The organism is Cryptobacterium curtum DSM 15641 (assembly GCF_000023845.1).
Taxonomy (GTDB): domain Bacteria; phylum Actinomycetota; class Coriobacteriia; order Coriobacteriales; family Eggerthellaceae; genus Cryptobacterium; species Cryptobacterium curtum.
Window position 1 is genome coordinate 1,123,152 of the sequence record NC_013170.1, and the last position, 17,588, is coordinate 1,140,739.

A 17,588-nucleotide genomic window follows, 5' to 3' on the forward strand; every position below is an offset into this window, starting at 1 on the left:
CATGCCTGCCGCTCACAGCTACTTTACTGCGCCCAACTGCCTTATAGAGTTTCTTGAGTACCTACTTAAAGAAACCGTCGTAGTTGTACATCTTCAGCTGCGATTCAATCTTACTCATCGTATCAAGCGCAACGCCGATCATAATAAGGATCGACGTGCCGCCAAATGTTTGAATAAGCTGGTTATTCGTAAACACAAAGAGAATGGATGGCACAACCGCAACCGCACCGATAAACATAGCGCCAGGAAGCGTTACGTGGCGGATAACATTCTTGATATAGGTCACGGTCGCTGAACCAGGACGAATACCAGGGATAAAGCCGCCTTGCTTGCGCAGGTTATCGGAAAGCTCTTCGGGATTGAACACCATCGACGTATAGAAATAAGCGAAGAAGATGATCAATCCGAATGTCATGATCCAGTTCAGCCAACCACTTGAAATCGCATTTGCAAAGACTTCAAGCCAGTCAACATTGAACAGAGCAGCAATCTGAGCGGGGAAATAAATTAAGCAACTCGCAAAGATAATGGGAATAACGCCCGCGGCATTCACCTTCAGTGGAATGTAAGTGGACTGCCCGCCCATCATTTTACGACCCTGCACGCGTTTCGCGTAGCTTACCGGGATACGGCGCTGCGCGCGCTCCATGAAGATAATCGCCGGGATGCAAATAGCAACCACAACGAGAATCAGCAACGTGATAGCCAGCCCCATACCAGCATCATCTTGGCTCGTTCCACTCGAGAAAATAGCTGATGGAACACGAGAGACAATACTCGTAAAGATGATAAGTGACATACCATTACCGATGCCGCGCTGCGTAATAAGCTCGCCCATCCACATGATAAAGGCGGTGCCAGCTACCAGAGTAAACACGATAAGAATACTGGTAAGGGCATACGGTACTTGGTCAGAAAAGACCACGCCATAGCGAGCAGACTGGAACAGCAGCAGGTAACCAACCGCATTGAGCAGGCCCAAAGCAAGGGTCAGCCAACGAGTGGTCTGCGTGATCTTTTTACGGCCCGGTTCACCCTCTTTAGCCCAGCGTCCGACCGCAGGTACAACACCCTGCATAAGTTGCATGATGATTGAAGCGGTAATGTAGGGCATGATACCCAGCGCAAAGACACTGAAGTGAGACAGGGCACCACCGGAAAACACGTCAATCATCGTCATAGCCGCACCACCCGCTTGCTCGTATGCCTGAGCGAACGAAGCGAAGGGAATGCCCGGTACCGGGATAAATGATCCAAGACGGTACAGGGCAAGAATTGCCAGCGTAAAGAGAATCTTGTTGCGTAGCTCCGGTACTTTAAATGCTTCTACCAGGGACTTTAGCAAGGCAGCTCAACCTTTCCTCCGGCTGCCTCAATCTTCTTGGCAGCACTTGCGGAAACCTTATCAACCTTAACCGTAAGGGCCTTCGTGATTTCACCGTCACCGAGAACCTTCACGAGCGCATCCTCGTGCTTGATAATGCCTGCTGCAACTAAGGCTGCATTATCAATAACAGAACCCGCCTCGAATTTAGCTTCGAGACGCGACACGTTGACGGGCACATATTCTACGCGATTAATATTGCGGAAGCCCGGGAGTTTAGGCAGACGCATATACAGAGGAGTCTGACCACCCTCGAAACCGGGACGCTTACCGCCACCAGAACGAGACTTCTGGCCATTCAAACCACGACCAGCAGTTTTACCCTTACCAGCTGCATGACCACGTCCAACACGTGTACGCTGCTTGCGCGAACCCGCTGCCGGGGTGAGATCCTTTAGTTCCATAAGTGCACTCCTTTTGCGCTGATGCACGACACATACCGTCGTGCCTGCTGGCAGCTCGCCGCCAGCTAACTACCATTGTGGCTTTCAAAAAGCCACAGGGCAGGTAAGCCATTTGTATAGCTCGCCTGCCCCACCCCGCACGGGAAAACGTACCATGCGGAGAAATTACCTTACTTTAAGCCTCGGTAACCTCAACCAGATGCTTGACCTTAAAGATCATGCCGCGGGTTGATTCGTTATCAGGCAGATCGCGTTCTTTACCGATACGGCCAAGACCCATACCTTTAAGAGTACGTTCTTGCGTGGCGGGACGGCCGATCGTGCTACGAACCTGCTTGACATGAAGCATTTTTTGCTTGCTCGCCATGCTGCTACTCCTTCCAGCCATAAATCTTGCTTACCGATAAGCCGCGGCGTGCTGCAACGTCCTCAGGGCTTTCCATAGCCTTGAGTCCCTCGGCGGTTGCCTTAACAACATTCATCACGTTGTCGGTGCCCAGCGACTTAGCAAAGACGTCTTTTACGCCAGCGAGTTCCATGACAGCACGGGCAGCACCACCAGCGATAACGCCTGTACCAGGAGTTGCTGGCTTGATGAGCACACGCCCTGCGCCATACGTCCCAATGATTTCATGAGGGAGCGTACCCTCAGCAGTCAGCGGAACCTTAAACATGTTCTTTTTTGCGTCTTCAATACCCTTGCGAATAGCAACAGGCACTTCCTGGGACTTGCCCATGCCAATGCCCACATTGCCGTTGCCGTCGCCAACAACCACCAAAGCAGTGAGGCCAAAACGACGACCACCCTTGACTACCTTGGAAACGCGGTTGATATAGACGACACGTTCCTGCAGTTCAGGCACGTCGGACTGATGTTCTTGCTTACGAGCCATTGTACCCTCTCCTAGAATTTCAAGCCTGCTTCGCGGGCTGCCTCGGCCAAAGCCTTAACACGCCCGTGATACAGATGGCCGCCACGATCGAAGACGACCTCGGTAATGCCGGCTTCAATGGCTTTCTTGCCAATGATTTCGCCCAAGACGCCAGCGCCTTCGACGTTTGCGCCGCTCTTACCCGTTGCCTTGAAATCAGGGCCAAGAGTAGAGACTGCGCAGAGCGTCTTGCGATCGACATCGTCAACGATCTGAACATAGACATTGGAATTGCTGCGCGTAACACACAGACGAGGACGAGCAGACGTACCAAATACCTTGCCGCGAACACGGGTGTGACGGCGACGTAAGCTTGCTTGCTTTTTCTGAAGCTTCTTCATAACGATTCCCTTCACCCGCTGCTATTCGGACTTGGCAGCTTTGCCAAGCTTGCGACGGACATGTTCGCCTTCATAGCGGATACCCTTGCCCTTGTATGGTTCGGGCTTGCGCCATGCGCGCACATTGGCAGCGATTTGGCCAACAGCTTCTTTACTTGGACCCTTGACAAGGATCTCTGTCGGACTGGGTACCTCAAAGACAATGCCAGCGGGCGGTTCGATAACAACAGGATGGGAAAAGCCCAACTGCATTTCAAGATTCTTGCCCTTAAGCGCCGCACGATACCCAACGCCTACCAGTTCAAGCTTTTTGCTGAAGCCTTCAGAAGCGCCGATAACCATGTTGTGAATTAGGGTACGTGTCAGTCCGTGAAGGCTCTTAGCTTCACGTGAATCGTCAGGACGGGAAACGATAATGGAATCGCCTTCCTGGCTAATACTCATAAGAGGGTTAAATGAACGAGTCAATTCACCCTGCTTGCCCTTGACGGTAACGGTATGACCGTCAATCTTGACATCGACACCCGAAGGGACGACGACAGGTTGTTTACCGATACGAGACATACTATCGCTCCCTTCTTACCAAATGTAGGCGATGACTTCACCGCCGATGCCCTTTTTGCGAGCATCGCGATCGGCCATTACGCCAGCGGATGTAGAGATAACAGCAGTACCGAGGCCGCCAAGCACGCGAGGCAGCTCGTCTTTACCTGCATAGATGCGCAGACCAGGCTTGCTGATGCGCTTAATACCGCGAATAGTGCGTTCCTTCTTTTCGCCGTATTTCAGCGTAATCTCAAGGATATCGCGCGGCTTGGCCGGTTCAATTTCATAGCCGGCAATATAGCCCTCTTCGCGCATGATGCGGGCGATCTCAACAAGCTTCTTGCTTGAAGGCATCGACACCGTATCCTTGCCTGCAGAGTGAGCGTTACGCACGCGCGTAAGCATATCTGCAATGGGGTCATTCATGCTCATTGTTGCTCCTTTAACTCGTGATGAGTCGAAAATGCGGTTCATCGACACCCTTGGCGCCGATGCCTCCATTAACGGCACACCTGATAAAACGAAAGCTTCTCGGGCCTACCACGATGCTTTCGTCACACCAGGAAGTTCGCCCTTGTTTGCCAGCTCGCGTAGGCACACGCGGCACAGACCGAACTTGCGGTAGTACGCGCGGGGACGGCCGCAACGGCTGCAGCGATTATGCTGGCGCGTCGAAAACTTCGGCTCGCGCTTCGCTTTGGCGATCATCGATTTCTTAGCCATTCAAATCCTTCTTTCTTCAACCGGCTTATATAAGCTCAGTCGCTTAATCCGTAAACGGGAAACCCAAGGCGTCGAAGAGAGCCTTGGCAGTCGCGTCATCTTCAGCAGTAGTAACGAAGGTAATATCCATACCGCGGGTGCGGTCGATTTTATCGTAGTCGATCTCGGGAAAGATCAGCTGCTCGGTAATACCCAGCGTGTAATTCCCATGAGAGTCAAAACTCTTGGGCGAAATACCGCGAAAGTCGCGAACGCGTGGCAAGGCTGTTGCAAGCAAGCGATCGAGGAATTCCCACATACGGTCGCCACGCAGGGTTACCTTACAGCCAATAGCCTGTCCTTCACGCACATGAAAACCAGCGATGGATTTCTTAGCACGTGTGATCATAGGCTGCTGACCGGTAATAACACGCATGTCAGAGATAGCAGCATCGAGCAACTTCGAGTCGCCAGCTGCAGCACCAACACCCATGTTTACTACGATCTTTTCAAGACGCGGTACCTGATTGACATTAGTCAAAGACAGATCAGATGCCAGCTTCGGCACAATTTCGCTCTGGTACCTTTCTTTCAAACGAGGAGTCATAGTTTGCATTCCTTCCGATGATTTGAACGCAGGATTACCGACCCTGCGTCCCCCACATTTTGTGAGGGTCATAAGCTCACGGCACCCAAAGAGCGCCCTGAACGTGTTGCACAGCGCTGCTAATCGATATCAGCGCCGCACTTTTTGCAAACGCGAATCTTTTTACCGTCTTCGCGCTTGATGCTAAAGCGTGTTGCCTTGCCACATTTGGGGCACACAAGTGCCACGTTCGACACGTGGATAGGTGCTTCAATGTGACTTAAGCCACCCTGCGGGTTAGCCTGCGTTGGACGCTGGGCCTTTGTGACCATGCCAACCTTTTCTACCACGACGCGATTGCGCTGAGGGAGCGAGCGGATGACAGTTGATTCAACGCCCTTGTCCTTGCCGGCAAGAACCTTGACCTTATCGCCCTTTTTGATATTCATTGTGGTCATTTGCGCTTCCCTCCTTACAGCGTCTCAGGTGCCAGAGACACGATTTTCATGTACTTTTTGTCACGCAGTTCGCGAGCGACCGGCCCGAAAATACGCGTGCCGCGCGGTGCGCCTGATGCGTCGATAAGGACGCAGGCGTTTTGGTCGAAGCGGATGTAGCTACCGTCAGAACGGCGTACTTCCTTCTTCTGGCGGACTACCACGCATCGGACAACTTCGCCCTTCTTCACCTGGCCGTTGGGGATAGCTTCCTTAACGCTACAGATGATGACATCACCAAGGCCTGCATAGCGGCGCTTTGAGCCACCCAGAACCTTGATGCACTGCACCTTGCGAGCGCCGGAGTTATCGGCCACTGCGAGCATGGTTTGCATCTGAATCATTGATTAAACCTACCTTCTCGTTGAGTTCGCACGAGGCAAACTACTTGGCCTTCTCCACGATCTCAATAAGACGCCAGTGCTTCATCTTTGACAGCGGCCGCGTCTCCATGATGCGGACCGTGTCGCCAAGACCGGCTTCATTGTTCTCGTCGTGTGTATGGAACTTCTTCGTGGTCGTCATCATCTTGCCGTAGACACGATGCGGTTTACGCTCTTTGACTTCAACGACGCACGTCTTATCGCCAGAAATGCTCACCACGAGGCCCTGGCGAACTTTGCGAGAGTTTCGTTCTTCACTCATGCTTCGCTCATAATCCTTTCAGTTCGCTCTTGGTCTTAAGCGGAGAGCTCACGGGCGCGCATCTCGGTAAGGATGCGTGCGATGTCTTTCTTTACCTGCTTAACGCGCGAGGTGTTATCCAGCTGGCTGGTGGCCATCTGAAAGCGGAGGTTGAACAGCTCGGCACGAGCTTCCTTCAGCTTAACCTGCAAATCGTCAGCAGAGAGCTCACGGATCTCACTTGCCTTCATTATTTCTGACCCTCCGTTTCGCGGGTAACAATCTTGCACTTGATCGGCAGCTTGTTGATGGCCAGGCGGCAAGCTTCTTTGGCAGTCGCCTCGTCAACGCCGCCAATCTCGAACATGATGCGACCGGGCTTAACCACGGCCACCCACCCTTCAGGGTTACCTTTACCTGAACCCATACGAGTTTCAGCCGGCTTGCTCGTGATTGGTTTATCAGGGAAGATGGTGATCCACACGTGGCCGCCACGCTTCATTTGACGGGTAATAGCAACACGGGCTGCTTCGATCTGGCGGTTTGTAATCCAATGAGCTTCAAGAGCCTGGATACCCCATTCGCCATGATTGAGCCGTGTGCCACCCTTGGCACGACCCTTCATAGAGCCGCGCTGCACCTTGCGGTGCTTAACACGCTTAGGTACGAGCATTTACTTATTCCCCCTATCGTTATTGCGACGACGGTTCGGGCGAGAGCTGGTTCCTTCAAGTGCAGGCTCAGGAAGTTTCTGACCTGGCAGCACTTCGCCGTGATAGACCCACACCTGCACACCAATAGCACCCATCTGAGTGTTGGCGGTGGTGAAGCCATAGTCGATCTTGGCACGCAGGGTATGCAGAGGCACACGGCCTTCGCGATACCATTCGCGGCGGCTCATTTCGGCACCGCCCAGGCGACCAGCACACTGAATACGGATGCCCTGAGCACCACTTTTACGCGCGGACTGAACAGCCTTGCGCATCGCGCGGCGGAATGCCACACGGCCTTCAAGCTGCTCGGCAACGGACTGAGCAATAAGGTTTGCATCAAGCTCAGGACGCTTGATTTCAATAACCTCAACGCTAATCGGACCGTCGGCAACCTGAGAGAGCTTCTTGCGCAGCGTGTCGATCTCGGCGCCTTTCTTGCCGATTACCACACCGGGGCGCGCAGTCGTAATAACAACTTTGATCTTGTCGCCAGCGCGCTCGATCTCTACCTTAGAGACGGCGGCACGGGTGAGATATCCATCAAGGAATCGACGAATAGCCAAGTCGTTTTCGAGGGTCTTCGCGTAGTCCTTATCGGCATACCAACGGCTACGCCAGTTCTCGATAACACCGATACGGAAGCCGGTGGGGCTGACTTTTTGTCCCATGTGTTTATGCCTCCTCTCGGGTAGAAACGATAACGGTGATATGACTCGTACGCTTGCGGATGCGAGCTGCTGAACCCTTAGCACGGGGACGAATGCGCTTGAGGGTTGGACCCTCGTCCACATAGGCCGCTTTTACATAGAGTTGAGCGGGATTAGCCTGATGATTATGTTCGGCATTCGCAACAGCCGAATTCATAACCTTTTCGACATCCTCGGCGATAGCACGGGTCGTGAATGCGAGGACCTCACGAGCGCGCACAATATCCTTGCCGCGGATCTGATCGACAACGACACGCGCCTTACGAGGAGAGACGCGCACATAGCGAGCAACTGCTTTAGCTTCCATGTTCTATCCTCTCCTTATTTCTTGGCGTGACCGCGGAATGTGCGGGTTGGCGCAAATTCACCAAGCTTGTGACCAACCATAGACTCGGTAATGTATACCGGCACATGCTTGCGTCCATCGTGTACAGCGATGGTATGCCCTACCATCTCGGGGAAGATGGTGCTCGAACGAGACCAGGTCTTCACAACATCCTTCGTACCAGCCTCGTTCATCGCATCGATGCGGCTGAGAAGGCGGGGCTCCACAAAGGGGCCTTTTTTCAAACTTCTGCTCACAGTGATAACTCCTTAACGCCTCTGCGCTACTTCTTGCGACGACGGATGATCAGGCGACTCGAAGCCTTCTTCGGGTTGCGCGTACGATGACCCTTCGTGGGAACACCCCAGGGGGACACAGGATGACGACCAGAAGTCTTGTTCTTGCCTTCGCCACCGCCATGAGGATGGTCGACCGGGTTCATAACAGTACCGCGGACAGTCGGGCGAATGCCAGCCCAGCGATTGCGGCCAGCTTTACCAATTTTGATGTTGGAATGATCGGCGTTGCCTACTTCACCAACAGTTGCGCGACAGGTAAGCAGCACGCGACGCATTTCGGATGAGGGCATACGCAGGATAGCGTACTTGCCTTCTTTACCCATAAGCTGAATGCTGGTACCCGCTGAACGTGCCAAAGCAGCACCGCGGCCCGGCTGTAGTTCAACCGCATGAATAAGTGTACCAACGGGAATAGCCGAAAGCGGCAGAGCATTGCCGGGCTTGATGTCGGCATCAGCGCCAGAGAGCACCGTGTCGCCCACCTTGAGATCGCGCGGCTGTAAGATGTAGCGCTTCTCGCCATCGGCATAGTGCAGCAGCGCAATACGAGCACTGCGGTTTGGATCGTATTCGATTGTTGCAACTTTGGCAGGAACGCCATCTTTGTTGCGTTTGAAATCAATAATGCGGTAACGGCGCTTCGCCCCGCCGCCCTGATGGCGGGTGGTAATGCGACCATAGTTGTTGCGACCGGCCTTTTTAGGCAGCGGTCTCAACAGCGACTTTTCCGGCTTGTCGCAGGTGATTTCCGCAAAATCGGAAACCGTCTGGAAGCGACGACCGGGACTAGTCGGCTTGAACTGCTTGACTCCCATTTCTTTCCTTTCTGCTTCTTTTCGTGGCGCTCGATCGCCGCTTAACGTGCAGCCGGGAGAACTGACGTTTACGACTCCGAACTAACCACGCGTCCGGGTGTATCCATCCACCCATAGACGCAAAGAGGTATTATAACCGCTTGGAAATGCCACGACAAGAAAATTACTCAGTGTGAAGAGAGCCCATAGAACGCCCATAAACCGTCCGCAGTGATGGGGTATGATGCATTTCATGGATACCGCTTCACCCGCACAATCGCGCCTCACCGATGTCGCGGATGAGACGAACACCCCCTTACCTGTTGCTATCTTTGGTGCGTCAGGAAATCAAACGATTTCACCTGAAGAACTGGGTCGCGCACATCTTGCTGCCTTCAATGCGCTTGAAAAACAGCTAGGGCACCGATGGCGCTGCACCGAATCAAATACCAAACAGCCAGATGCAGCGACAGATAATGCAACAACATCGTGCACCATAACGCCATCAGGAACTGCAACAGCACCAACAGCATCAAATGCAGCTGCACTATCATCGACGGCGACAGGATCGGTTGTTATCCAGCCAACATCAACTGCGACATCATCAACGACTGCACTATCAGCAGGCATACCTCTGCGTAAAGCGGCATACCCAGTAGTTCTTGTTCTGCATGCGTCAGTTGGCTCGGGACATCGCAGCGCCGCGGTCGCCATTGCCCAAGCACTTGAAGAAATCCGTCAGATGCAAACCGACAATACGGCTGAGAGCGAGACAGATGCCGTACAATCGCCTTCGCTACCGTCAAATTGCCGCATCGTGGTTATTGACATACTGGCTTGGGGTGCGCACGTCTTCGACGGCAATAAATATGCAACGGGTTTTACCGGGTCAACTCGTCCTATCTATGACTTAATCTGGCGCTACACCTTTACTGGACGTGCGCTGTGGGGTCAGGGTACTTTTCTCAACTATCTTCTTTGGAGCAAGTTTACCCGTTACCTCGCCTATATCAATCCACTCGCTGTTGTCGCAACACATATTATGGGTGCCAATATGGCAGCTGGTGGACGCATTATTAACCGACAAAGTTTCCCCCTTATCTGCGTGCCTACCGACTACGAAACTGAGGGTCTTTGGCCTCACCGCGCTGCTGACTGCTTCTGTGTGGGCACTGAATCGATGGCTGAAACGCTGCGTGCACGCAAGGTAGACGAAGCGCGTATCGCCCTTACTGGCATTCCAACGCGTCTCGACTTTTGTCGCACCTATGACACCGACACCGCACGCAATCGGCTGGGGCTTCCTCGCGATAAAAAACTCATACTCGCCTTGGCAGGCGCTACCCTCCCCCAACCGTATGTCAATCTGCGTCGTATTCTCAATGCAACCCTTCCGGTGTTTGCTGCCCACCCTGATTTTCACCTGGTAATGGTCTGTGGACGCGATAGCACCTATGCTGACGGGGTGCGCTCGCTGTGTCGCGCGCTGCACCTGTCGAATGTCACCGTTATGGAATATGTTGAAGGCATGGCAGAGCTCATGGCTTCAAGCAACTTAATTATCACCAAGTCAGGTGGGCTAACTGTGACAGAATGTCTCTGCGCGAGCACGCCGATGATACTTGTTGGTCGTGCCTATGGACAGGAAAAAGCTAACGTTAATATGCTCACCAGTAACGGTGCTGCCATGCATGTAACTACCTCGCGCGAGCTTATCGATGTGCTAAATTCCATCGACGCTCACCCTGAACGTATTGCCGGTATGGTCATGAATGCCAATTTGCTGCGCTTGCCGAATGCGGCGCTTGATGTGGCACGTAAAACCGCAGCGCTCGCAAAAGCCCCCGCCAAAAATCGCCTGGGACATATCCCCCGCCGTCCCGGCCCACTAGCTCTCTTCTCGTTTTATTGGGGCGATAAGCCAGCACATATTCGCTAGGCAACAAACCTGCGTCTACCACTCGGTAATAAACTGCCTGCCGTGTTGAAGGGATACGATAGTATTCCGCCCGAGCACGACAAACCTGTATATCAAATCCTGTACCTATCTGCATCTATTCACTCGTCAATAAACTCGCTTGCCGCATTGAAACGATACTGGTGAGTTTATTCGCTCAAGATAACGACCTCGGACTCTCTATCTCAACGCTCGCGTATAGGTATCCTGCGGTAAATAACAAACAGCCGTAAGCGCACATAAAAGGGCCAGGTTCTCGAAGGAACCCGGCCCTTTCGCCATCGTCTGCCTGATGTTTGTGGAGGGACAAGCAGAGAGGCCTATTGAAATTGCTTACAAGACTTCCTGACCAGTAGCAAGCTTGCCAGCAACACGACCATGCGTCATAGCCATACCGATAGAGTTGCCCGCAAATGGTGTAGCATAACCGGTACCATACCGTCCACCAAGGCAGTTACCAGCAGCCCAGAGACCACCGATAGGCTTATTGTCCGTATCGACAACTTCAAGGTCTTCATTGCATACCACGCCTGCCAACGTTACCAAACCTGCTGATGCAGAACGGTCGTTCATGCTTGAAGAAGCGTAAAACGGCGGGGTGTCGACCGCTTGCATGAAAATGGGATCTTTGCCGTACTGGGTGTCCTCGCCAGCTGCGCAAAGTTTGTTGTAATCCTCAACGGTCTTCAGAAGGTTCTTCTTGGCGTCGCCCTCGTAGCCAATGAGATCACACAATTCTTCAAGCGTATTAGCAGCATATACAGTCGATGCCATACGTTCGGCAATTGTGCAGGTACGGCACGTGCCACCGTTTGGATCGCCCACTGGCACGTTAGCCATATCTTCTTTGAGCTCTTCGTAGTAAACCGGGCGACCATAGTTTGGTGCACCGTGGTCGAGCGAAGCATTCTTCATGGTTTCATACCACTTTGCGTCCGTGATAGTGGTAATGGGACCCTTTGGCTGCTGAAGGCTCATCGGCCACGCCGCCAGCGTTTGCGCTTCGTTCATGTACCGCTTGCCGTCAGCATTAACCCACAGATACGCACTCGTACCCCAGGGGCCGCCACCACCGCCACCCATGCTCATAACCGGACGCGGTGAAGGTTCCATCATGCCACCAACCCAGCACGCCATCTTATGACCGGTGCCATCGCTTGTGGAAAAGCCCTTGACATCATCAGGCCCTTTGCCAGCACGCGCAGCCCATTCTGAAATCTCGGTATTGAGATTCCAAACCATTTCGCCATTAGCGGCATAGTCACCAGTGCACAGAATGACGCCAATCTTGGTGTTGTATTGAACAATTGAGCCATCACCCTTCTTGGCAATAAGGCCATTAACCTTGCCCGATGAATCCTGTGTCAGCTTGACCGCCGTGGTTTCGAAGTGCCAATCGACACCAAGATCCTGACCAGCAAGAATAGCAAACTGCTGGAATTCATCGAGACGGCTAAATGCAGCAACGCCGTTGAATGTTTCATGCTGAATGGGTCCCATAAACTGCGCAACTGCAGCCCAGCTTTTGTAACCGCCACGCACCATAGGATAGGTTACTGGTCCATCCGCTGCGATACCCGGCACCTGAACAATCAGCTGTGATGGATCCATGGGAGAAATAGCCGGATCAGCTGTTTCTGTTACCTTAATACGGTCGTTTGGCCAGGTGATCATATTGGCAGTATGGTCAAACATCTCACCAGAATTCGCCACGAACTTACGAATAATCTCGGCATTGCCACGTCCGTTCGTACGTTTAACAAACTCAGCGGTTACCTCACCTACATCATAAGGACCGAAGCCCTGATTAATAAGCCATTGGCTGTTGACATGGCCAATGTCTTCGCCCTTTACCTTGCGATTTGCTTCCGCCACCGTTTCAATAACGATAACGCTTGCGCCGCCTTCAGCCGCAGCCAGTGCTGCCTGGATACCAGCATGGCCACCACCTGCAACAAGTACATCGCAGTCAAATGTTTGGGATGGATTCGCTGTCTCAGGTGCTTCGCCCAGCCAGTCACTCGAGCACATATAACCCTTTGGTGCTGAACTTGTCGTCTTTATGTCGGCGGTCTTATCGGCAGCTGACTTGGGAGAGGAGCAACCTGACAGTGCGCTTGCAGATGCAGCACCAACTGCTGCAATACCGCCTAGCTTGAATAGGTCGCGACGCGAAATACCCGCGCGTGGCTTTGTGTCGTCCATAATCTTATCCTCCTTTGATTGTTTGACCCCTCCATAGACTTACTGTACGTGACAAACGCACATCCTCTTTGTGCAAGCAATCACGGCACTATGCCAACAGTAAGCTATAGCTCCCTCAAGCTTACCCGCTTTTCGGAAGCGGCGGTATCGCCCAAATAGGGTAAAAGGGCAAGAAGAGGGTATCGCGCTTACGGCAGGTTCTTTGTTTACGCATCGCGTTTTTGGGTGAGTTGCTGCACTATTGCCTGATAAATGGATGGATTTCTGCCCTATTACCCGATAGATACTCCCTTACCAGCCAAGCACAGCATATCTAGGCAGTTCATGCCGAAACAACCATCGATAAAGGCCTTTCGATAGCTATGGAACACTATATGTAAAGCTGTTTATGTTCAAACAACCGTCAACACAGACCTTTTGATAGCTGAAAACAGAGCCAGAGGTCTGCCCAACAAAAAAACGGCGCCCGCTTCTGCGGACGCCGCACCAAAATAGCCACGTATAACCGAATGTACCGGTTTAAGCTCAGTGGGATTTTGTTAGTTGGCAGCAAACAGCTCGATGCTATCGCCTTCAGCCAGGGTAACCATGGCTTTTTTCCAAGAACGGGTTTTACCCATGTGGAAACGAACGCGCTTTGGCTTCGGCTTTACATTGAGCGTGTTGACCTTCTTGACCTTGACATCAAAGATAGCTTCAACAGCCTGAGCGATCTCTACCTTATTTGCTGATTTAGCCACTTCAAAGGTGTATACATTCTCGCTCATCTTATCGTAGCTGCGCTCAGAGATAACCGGGCGAATAATAACCTCGCGGGGATCTTTCATTTAAGCGAGCACCTCCTCGATGCGGGAAAGGGCCTCAGCGGTAAAGATGAGTGCCTTATTATTAACAAAATCATAGGTATTGCCAGCCATAACGGGAATAACCTCAACATTGGGCAGGTTGCGGAACGCCAGATAGGTGTTCACATCTTCGTTACCAATAACCAGCGTTGTGCGACCCGTTATTCCCAGCGCCTTCAGTGCCGCTGCAGCAGACTTGGTCTTCGGCTCTTCAAAGCCAAATGAATCAACCACAAACAGCTCGCCATCGGCCAGCTTAGCAGACAGCGCAGAGCGCATAGCAAGCTTGACCTCTTTGTTGTTCACGCGGAAAGCGTATGAACGAGGATGTGGACCGAACACGGTGCCACCGCCACGCCACTGAGGAGAACGGATGGAACCCTGGCGGGCACGACCGGTGCCCTTCTGACGCCACGGCTTTTTGCCGCCGCCCCGAACCTGGCCACGTGTCAGCGTGTCGTGAGTGCCCTGGCGCCATGATGCGCGCTGAGCACGGACTACCTGGTGCATCACGTGAACATTCGGCTCGATGCCGAATACGCCGGCGTTGAGGTCGCGTACTTCGACCTTCTTACCGCTGACGTCCTTCACTTCGATATTTGCCATAATCTATAACTCCTTGAGGTCCTAGGCCAGGCGCACGCGGACCATGGCATTCTTGCCACCGGGCACCGCACCCTTGACCAAAATAAGGTTCTGCTCTTCGTCGATTCTGACCACGTCGAGGTTCTTCACGGTTACCGTGTCAACACCCATGTGACCGGGCAGACGCAGACCCTTGAACACACGCGACGGTGTCGCGCACATGCCCACGGAACCCGGTGCACGATGGAAGTGCGCACCATGGCCACCTGGGCCACCGCGGAAGTTGTAACGACGCATAACACCGGCAAAGCCTTTACCCTTAGACGTAGCGGTAACGTCAACTTTCTTTGCATCAGCAAAGAGGGAAACGGTTACCTTTTCGCCCAGGCTGTGCGCAGAGGCATCCTCAACACGCACTTCGCGCAGATGACGAACGGGGTCAACACCCTGCTTGGCAAAGTGGCCACCCATAGGGCGGTTTACCTTTTGGGGCTTGATCGCGCCGAAGCCGAGCTGAACGGCTTCGTAGCCGTCGGTCTCCTTCGTCTTCAGCTGGCAGATGGTGTTCGGCGCAGCTTGAATGACGGTGACGGGAACCACTTCATCGTCTTCGGAGAATATCTGGGTCATGCCCAGCTTGGTTCCATAGATAGCGTTGATCATACGTGCATACCTCCCTACAGCTTGATCTCAATATCGACGCCGGCGGGAAGGTCCAGACGCATAAGGGAGTCCACCGTATTAGGGGTGGGTTCAAGAATGTCGATCAAGCGCTTATGGGTGCGCATCTCGAACTGTTCGCGCGAGTCCTTATCCACATGCGGGCCCTTGACGACGCAATACAGATTGCGCTCGGTCGGCAGGGGAATGGGGCCGGATACCTTAGCACCAGTCTTCTGGGCAGTGTCAACAATGAGCTTCGTGGACTGGTCCACAATCTCATGGTCATAGCCCTTCAGGCGGATGCGAATCTTCTGATTAGCCACTGAATTTACCTCCGTTTATAAGCGTTGCGCTCGCCCTGTGGGCTTAAGCGTTACCGCCAGCCTTGCTAATGATCTCATCTGCCACGTTCTTGGGAACCTGTTCATATGAGTCGAACTGCATCGTGTAAGATGCGCGACCCTGAGTTCCCGAACGCAGGTCAGTTGCATAGCCGAACATTTCGGACAGGGGCACCTTGGCGTTGATAACCTTAGCGTTACCGCGATCGCCCATGCCCTGAATCTGGCCGCGACGGCTGGACAGATTGCCCATGACATCGCCCATGTATTCTTCAGGAGTCTCAACTTCCACTGCCATCATTGGCTCAAGGATAACTGGGTTGGCTTTACGCAGAGCATTTTTAACAGCCATAGAACCAGCTACCTTAAAGGCAGCTTCGGACGAGTCAACTTCGTGATATGAACCATCGACAAGCTGAACCTTAATATCGACAACGGGATAGCCAGCCAGCACACCATTGTTGATGGCTTCCTGAATGCCTTTATCCACCGAGGGGATGTATTCCTTGGGGATAACGCCACCCACGATATTGTTTTCGAATTCGTAGCCGGCACCAGCTGGCTGCGGAATAAGGTTGATAACAGCATCGCCGTACTGACCACGTCCACCAGACTGGCGCACGAACTTGCCCTGCACGTTATCAACTTCAATCGTGGCGGTTTCACGATAGGCAACCTGAGGTTTGCCTACGTTAGCATCAACCTTAAATTCGCGCAGGAGACGGTCAACGATAATCTCTAGATGGAGTTCGCCCATACCAGCAATAATGGTCTGACCCGTTTCTTCATTCGTATGAACGCGGAACGTGGGGTCTTCCTCAGCTAGCTTTTGCAGAGCAACGCCCATCTTATCCTGCTCGGCCTTTGTCTTCGGCTCGATAGCAACATCAATAACAGGATCGGGGAATTCCATCGATTCAAGAACGATTGGATTGTCCTCGTCGCACAGCGTATCGCCTGTGCCGGTATTTTTGAGGCCCACAACGGCCACGATGTCGCCAGCAGAGCACTTTTCAACATCGATACGCTGGTTGGAATTCATTTCCAGCAGACGACCGATGCGTTCCTTCTTGCCCTTAGCGGCATTCAAAACATACGAACCAGCATCAAGCGTGCCCGAATATACGCGCAGATAGGTAAGCTTACCGACAAACGGGTCAGTCATGATTTTAAATGCCAAGGCAGCGAACGGTGCAGACGCATCAGAAGGACGGCTGTCTTCTTCGCCCGTATCAGGGTTAGTACCCTCGATTGCGGGAACATCAAGCGGACTCGGCAGGTAATCGACCACGGCGTCAAGCAGTTCCTGCACGCCCTTGTTCTTGTACGCAGAACCCACAAAAACCGGGTTGATCTGATTTGCAATAGTGCCTTTGCGTAGAGCGGCCTTCAGTTCCTCAACGGAGATATCTTCCTCCATGAGGACCTTTTCCATGAGGTCGTCGTCGCAATCGGCAGCCGCCTCAAGCAGCTCTTGACGATACAGTTCAGCATCGGCCTTGAATTCGTCAGGAATTGCATCCATCGGCTCGGGATAGGTCATACCCTTATCGTCGGCTTTGAAGTCCCAGGCCGTCATCGTGACCAGGTCGATAACGCCCCAGAAGCCATCTTCAGCTCCCATAGGAACCTGTGCCGCAACAGCTTTAGCGCCCAGACGGTCACGCATGGTGTCAATAGCGTGGAAGAAATCGGCGCCAACGCGGTCATACTTGTTGATGAACGCGATACGCGGTACACCATAGCGAACGGCCTGACGCCAAACGGTTTCAGACTGAGGCTGAACGCCAGCAACTGCGTCAAATACCGCGACTGCACCGTCAAGCACGCGCAGCGAGCGCTCTACTTCGGCGGTAAAGTCAACGTGACCCGGAGTGTCAATAATCTGAATGCGGTATTCTTCTTTATCTTTTTCCCAATAGCAGGTAGTAGCAGCAGACGTAATGGTTACGCCACGCTCCTGCTCTTGAACCATCCAGTCCATCGTAGCGGCACCGTCATGCACCTCACCGATTTTGTGTGTCTTGCCGGTGTAGTACAGAATGCGCTCAGTCGTGGTGGTTTTACCGGCATCAATGTGAGCCATGATGCCGATGTTACGAGTATTTTTAAGGGTGTTTTTCGCCATCTGCTACCGC

The 17,588-nt window shown here is 52.9% G+C and carries 25 protein-coding genes; 1 reads left to right on the forward strand and 24 read right to left on the reverse strand.

Translation table 11 applies throughout. The features are described 5' to 3' along the window. Window positions 1–61 precede the first annotated feature (61 nt). The 18 genes from secY to rplB all read right to left on the reverse strand — a co-directional run bounded on the left by secY (window position 62) and on the right by rplB (window position 8,875). Window positions 62–1,345, reverse strand: a complete 1,284-nt coding sequence (secY, locus tag CCUR_RS04840; protein WP_012803357.1) for a preprotein translocase subunit SecY — start codon at window positions 1,343–1,345, stop codon at window positions 62–64. Further along, window positions 1,339–1,788, reverse strand: a complete 450-nt coding sequence (rplO, locus tag CCUR_RS04845; protein WP_012803358.1) for a 50S ribosomal protein L15 — start codon at window positions 1,786–1,788, stop codon at window positions 1,339–1,341. Before rplO ends, secY begins: the two co-directional genes overlap by 7 nt. 175 nt (window positions 1,789–1,963) lie before the next feature. Beyond that, window positions 1,964–2,155: a 50S ribosomal protein L30 gene (gene rpmD / locus CCUR_RS04850; protein WP_012803359.1), complete on the reverse strand. Its 192-nt coding sequence runs from the start codon at window positions 2,153–2,155 to the stop codon at window positions 1,964–1,966. A gap of 4 nt (window positions 2,156–2,159) precedes the next feature. Beyond that, on the reverse strand, window positions 2,160–2,681 hold the full coding sequence (gene rpsE, locus CCUR_RS04855) for a 30S ribosomal protein S5 (protein ID WP_012803360.1): 522 nt from the start codon (window positions 2,679–2,681) through the stop codon (window positions 2,160–2,162). Window positions 2,682–2,692: 11 nt separating this feature from the next. Then, window positions 2,693–3,061, reverse strand: a complete 369-nt coding sequence (rplR, locus tag CCUR_RS04860; protein WP_012803361.1) for a 50S ribosomal protein L18 — start codon at window positions 3,059–3,061, stop codon at window positions 2,693–2,695. 21 nt (window positions 3,062–3,082) lie between these two features. Next, window positions 3,083–3,625, reverse strand: coding sequence for a 50S ribosomal protein L6 (gene rplF / locus CCUR_RS04865; RefSeq protein WP_012803362.1), 543 nt, complete (start codon window positions 3,623–3,625; stop codon window positions 3,083–3,085). A gap of 15 nt (window positions 3,626–3,640) precedes the next feature. Beyond that, window positions 3,641–4,039, reverse strand: coding sequence for a 30S ribosomal protein S8 (gene rpsH / locus CCUR_RS04870; RefSeq protein WP_012803363.1), 399 nt, complete (start codon window positions 4,037–4,039; stop codon window positions 3,641–3,643). 105 nt (window positions 4,040–4,144) lie between these two features. Then, the gene (locus tag CCUR_RS04875) at window positions 4,145–4,330 is read right to left on the reverse strand and encodes a type Z 30S ribosomal protein S14 (protein WP_012803364.1); all 186 of its coding nucleotides are present in this window, start codon (window positions 4,328–4,330) and stop codon (window positions 4,145–4,147) included. Window positions 4,331–4,373: 43 nt separating this feature from the next. After that, window positions 4,374–4,916 (reverse strand): 50S ribosomal protein L5, encoded by a 543-nt coding sequence (gene rplE, locus CCUR_RS04880; protein WP_012803365.1) that lies wholly within the window; start codon window positions 4,914–4,916, stop codon window positions 4,374–4,376. Window positions 4,917–5,035: 119 nt separating this feature from the next. Then, on the reverse strand, window positions 5,036–5,353 hold the full coding sequence (gene rplX / locus CCUR_RS04885) for a 50S ribosomal protein L24 (protein WP_012803366.1): 318 nt from the start codon (window positions 5,351–5,353) through the stop codon (window positions 5,036–5,038). Between the two features lie 14 nt (window positions 5,354–5,367). After that, complete coding sequence (gene rplN / locus CCUR_RS04890) at window positions 5,368–5,736, reverse strand: 50S ribosomal protein L14 (RefSeq protein ID WP_012803367.1); 369 nt, start codon at window positions 5,734–5,736, stop codon at window positions 5,368–5,370. Window positions 5,737–5,776: 40 nt separating this feature from the next. Continuing rightward, a complete protein-coding gene (rpsQ, locus tag CCUR_RS04895) occupies window positions 5,777–6,037 on the reverse strand; it encodes a 30S ribosomal protein S17 (RefSeq protein ID WP_012803368.1) in 261 nt (86 codons plus the stop codon). Between the two features lie 35 nt (window positions 6,038–6,072). Next, window positions 6,073–6,267 (reverse strand): 50S ribosomal protein L29, encoded by a 195-nt coding sequence (gene rpmC / locus CCUR_RS04900; protein ID WP_012803369.1) that lies wholly within the window; start codon window positions 6,265–6,267, stop codon window positions 6,073–6,075. After that, the gene (gene rplP / locus CCUR_RS04905) at window positions 6,267–6,689 is read right to left on the reverse strand and encodes a 50S ribosomal protein L16 (protein WP_012803370.1); all 423 of its coding nucleotides are present in this window, start codon (window positions 6,687–6,689) and stop codon (window positions 6,267–6,269) included. The genes rpmC and rplP overlap by 1 nt, the downstream gene beginning before the upstream one ends. Further along, entirely contained in the window at window positions 6,690–7,397 is a 708-nt protein-coding gene (gene rpsC / locus CCUR_RS04910) for a 30S ribosomal protein S3 (protein ID WP_012803371.1), read from the reverse strand. It abuts the gene before it with no gap. A gap of 4 nt (window positions 7,398–7,401) precedes the next feature. After that, entirely contained in the window at window positions 7,402–7,743 is a 342-nt protein-coding gene (rplV, locus tag CCUR_RS04915) for a 50S ribosomal protein L22 (RefSeq protein WP_012803372.1), read from the reverse strand. Window positions 7,744–7,757: 14 nt separating this feature from the next. Continuing rightward, window positions 7,758–8,018, reverse strand: a complete 261-nt coding sequence (gene rpsS, locus CCUR_RS04920; protein ID WP_012803373.1) for a 30S ribosomal protein S19 — start codon at window positions 8,016–8,018, stop codon at window positions 7,758–7,760. Window positions 8,019–8,044: 26 nt separating this feature from the next. Then, window positions 8,045–8,875 carry a 50S ribosomal protein L2 gene (gene rplB / locus CCUR_RS04925; protein WP_012803374.1) on the reverse strand — a complete coding sequence of 277 codons (831 nt, stop codon included), beginning with the start codon at window positions 8,873–8,875 and terminating at the stop codon, window positions 8,045–8,047. 232 nt (window positions 8,876–9,107) lie between these two features. Between rplB and CCUR_RS04930 the strand changes: the two genes are divergently transcribed. Further along, window positions 9,108–10,793, forward strand: coding sequence for a UDP-N-acetylglucosamine--LPS N-acetylglucosamine transferase (locus tag CCUR_RS04930; protein WP_012803375.1), 1,686 nt, complete (start codon window positions 9,108–9,110; stop codon window positions 10,791–10,793). 351 nt (window positions 10,794–11,144) lie between these two features. Here the strand turns inward: CCUR_RS04930 and CCUR_RS04935 are convergent, their stop codons facing one another. The 6 genes from CCUR_RS04935 to fusA form a co-directional block, all read right to left on the reverse strand. Next, window positions 11,145–13,016: an FAD-binding protein gene (locus tag CCUR_RS04935; RefSeq protein ID WP_012803376.1), complete on the reverse strand. Its 1,872-nt coding sequence runs from the start codon at window positions 13,014–13,016 to the stop codon at window positions 11,145–11,147. Window positions 13,017–13,555: 539 nt separating this feature from the next. Next, window positions 13,556–13,843: a 50S ribosomal protein L23 gene (gene rplW / locus CCUR_RS04940; RefSeq protein ID WP_012803377.1), complete on the reverse strand. Its 288-nt coding sequence runs from the start codon at window positions 13,841–13,843 to the stop codon at window positions 13,556–13,558. Then, entirely contained in the window at window positions 13,844–14,467 is a 624-nt protein-coding gene (rplD, locus tag CCUR_RS04945) for a 50S ribosomal protein L4 (RefSeq protein WP_012803378.1), read from the reverse strand. A gap of 21 nt (window positions 14,468–14,488) precedes the next feature. Then, a complete protein-coding gene (rplC, locus tag CCUR_RS04950) occupies window positions 14,489–15,109 on the reverse strand; it encodes a 50S ribosomal protein L3 (protein WP_012803379.1) in 621 nt (206 codons plus the stop codon). A 14-nt stretch (window positions 15,110–15,123) separates the two neighbouring features. Then, complete coding sequence (rpsJ, locus tag CCUR_RS04955) at window positions 15,124–15,432, reverse strand: 30S ribosomal protein S10 (protein ID WP_009304899.1); 309 nt, start codon at window positions 15,430–15,432, stop codon at window positions 15,124–15,126. Between the two features lie 43 nt (window positions 15,433–15,475). Next, window positions 15,476–17,578 carry an elongation factor G gene (gene fusA / locus CCUR_RS04960; RefSeq protein WP_012803380.1) on the reverse strand — a complete coding sequence of 701 codons (2,103 nt, stop codon included), beginning with the start codon at window positions 17,576–17,578 and terminating at the stop codon, window positions 15,476–15,478. Window positions 17,579–17,588 lie beyond the last annotated feature (10 nt).

What these genes read in the sequence shown, in the direction of transcription:
- rpsE (WP_012803360.1), bottom strand. Translation starts at nt 2,681, where the DNA reads ATGGCTCGTAAGCAAGAACATCAGTCCGACGTGCCTGAACTGCAGGAA.
- rplR (WP_012803361.1), bottom strand. Translation starts at nt 3,061, where the DNA reads ATGAAGAAGCTTCAGAAAAAGCAAGCAAGCTTACGTCGCCGTCACACC.
- fusA (WP_012803380.1), bottom strand. Translation starts at nt 17,578, where the DNA reads ATGGCGAAAAACACCCTTAAAAATACTCGTAACATCGGCATCATGGCT.
- rplV (WP_012803372.1), bottom strand. Translation starts at nt 7,743, where the DNA reads ATGGAAGCTAAAGCAGTTGCTCGCTATGTGCGCGTCTCTCCTCGTAAG.
- CCUR_RS04930 (WP_012803375.1), top strand. Translation starts at nt 9,108, where the DNA reads ATGGATACCGCTTCACCCGCACAATCGCGCCTCACCGATGTCGCGGAT.
- rplD (WP_012803378.1), bottom strand. Translation starts at nt 14,467, where the DNA reads ATGGCAAATATCGAAGTGAAGGACGTCAGCGGTAAGAAGGTCGAAGTA.
- rpsH (WP_012803363.1), bottom strand. Translation starts at nt 4,039, where the DNA reads ATGAGCATGAATGACCCCATTGCAGATATGCTTACGCGCGTGCGTAAC.
- rpsQ (WP_012803368.1), bottom strand. Translation starts at nt 6,037, where the DNA reads ATGAGTGAAGAACGAAACTCTCGCAAAGTTCGCCAGGGCCTCGTGGTG.
- rplP (WP_012803370.1), bottom strand. Translation starts at nt 6,689, where the DNA reads ATGCTCGTACCTAAGCGTGTTAAGCACCGCAAGGTGCAGCGCGGCTCT.
- rplE (WP_012803365.1), bottom strand. Translation starts at nt 4,916, where the DNA reads ATGACTCCTCGTTTGAAAGAAAGGTACCAGAGCGAAATTGTGCCGAAG.
- rpsC (WP_012803371.1), bottom strand. Translation starts at nt 7,397, where the DNA reads ATGGGACAAAAAGTCAGCCCCACCGGCTTCCGTATCGGTGTTATCGAG.
- rplC (WP_012803379.1), bottom strand. Translation starts at nt 15,109, where the DNA reads ATGATCAACGCTATCTATGGAACCAAGCTGGGCATGACCCAGATATTC.
- rpmD (WP_012803359.1), bottom strand. Translation starts at nt 2,155, where the DNA reads ATGGCGAGCAAGCAAAAAATGCTTCATGTCAAGCAGGTTCGTAGCACG.
- rplW (WP_012803377.1), bottom strand. Translation starts at nt 13,843, where the DNA reads ATGAAAGATCCCCGCGAGGTTATTATTCGCCCGGTTATCTCTGAGCGC.
- rplF (WP_012803362.1), bottom strand. Translation starts at nt 3,625, where the DNA reads ATGTCTCGTATCGGTAAACAACCTGTCGTCGTCCCTTCGGGTGTCGAT.
- rplX (WP_012803366.1), bottom strand. Translation starts at nt 5,353, where the DNA reads ATGACCACAATGAATATCAAAAAGGGCGATAAGGTCAAGGTTCTTGCC.
- rplB (WP_012803374.1), bottom strand. Translation starts at nt 8,875, where the DNA reads ATGGGAGTCAAGCAGTTCAAGCCGACTAGTCCCGGTCGTCGCTTCCAG.
- rplN (WP_012803367.1), bottom strand. Translation starts at nt 5,736, where the DNA reads ATGATTCAGATGCAAACCATGCTCGCAGTGGCCGATAACTCCGGCGCT.
- CCUR_RS04935 (WP_012803376.1), bottom strand. Translation starts at nt 13,016, where the DNA reads ATGGACGACACAAAGCCACGCGCGGGTATTTCGCGTCGCGACCTATTC.
- CCUR_RS04875 (WP_012803364.1), bottom strand. Translation starts at nt 4,330, where the DNA reads ATGGCTAAGAAATCGATGATCGCCAAAGCGAAGCGCGAGCCGAAGTTT.
- rplO (WP_012803358.1), bottom strand. Translation starts at nt 1,788, where the DNA reads ATGGAACTAAAGGATCTCACCCCGGCAGCGGGTTCGCGCAAGCAGCGT.
- rpmC (WP_012803369.1), bottom strand. Translation starts at nt 6,267, where the DNA reads ATGAAGGCAAGTGAGATCCGTGAGCTCTCTGCTGACGATTTGCAGGTT.